1 protein-coding gene is annotated in these 723 nt (G+C 52.8%); it reads left to right on the forward strand.

What is annotated here, in order from left to right; genetic code table 11:
• A partial coding sequence (locus IFT80_RS21510) for an SIR2 family NAD-dependent protein deacylase (protein ID WP_192138398.1) occupies positions 1-561 on the forward strand: 561 nt, incomplete at its 5' end.
• Between the last annotated feature and the right edge of the window lie 162 nt (positions 562-723).

Genomic DNA, 723 nt, shown 5'->3' on the forward strand with positions numbered 1-723 from the left:
TGGTACGAATGGCGTAGACGCAAAGTCACCCAGGCCCAACCTAACGGCGCACACCATGCAATCGCACAGCTCGCCAATTATGTCCCCAAGCTGACTGTCATCACTCAGAATGTGGACGACCTCCACGAGCGAGCAGGAAGCACCGCAGTAACTCATCTACATGGAAGTGTGCACTCGCCCAGGTGCATCGACTGCGGCGCCGCATATGAGGCTCTTCTCCCTTCTGAACCACTACCAGAAGCCGGGATTCGCATCGAACCACCACGATGCACGAGGTGTAACGGGCATGTGAGACCAGGGGTGGTCTGGTTCGGTGAAATGCTTCCGGATGACGCATGGGCGAATGCACTGAATGCCGCAAAAGACTGCGACATGTTCATATCGATAGGCACATCCGGGATCGTTTATCCTGCCGCAGAATTGCCGTTCGCTGCTTTAGCGAATCGTGCGACAGTCTTACACATCAACCCAGCACGCTTTGCGATTAGCAGTCAGGAGCTTTTCTTAGAGGGCACCGCAGCGCTCAGCATGAAGTCCTTGGTTGAAAGGGCATTTCTCTAAACAATACGAAGCATAAGCGTCGCATCTACCAGAGCGAAATGAGAGCACGAGCTGTATCCGTTGAGGCAAGTCATCTACCTATGGGTAATACCCTTAATCAGTAGGATCACATGCATGGCAGCTAAAAAACCGCCACATCCGTTACGAGCAAGCGAAATTGAA

This window comes from Pseudomonas sp. CFBP 8771 (assembly GCF_014841695.1).
Taxonomy (GTDB): domain Bacteria; phylum Pseudomonadota; class Gammaproteobacteria; order Pseudomonadales; family Pseudomonadaceae; genus Aquipseudomonas; species Aquipseudomonas baltica.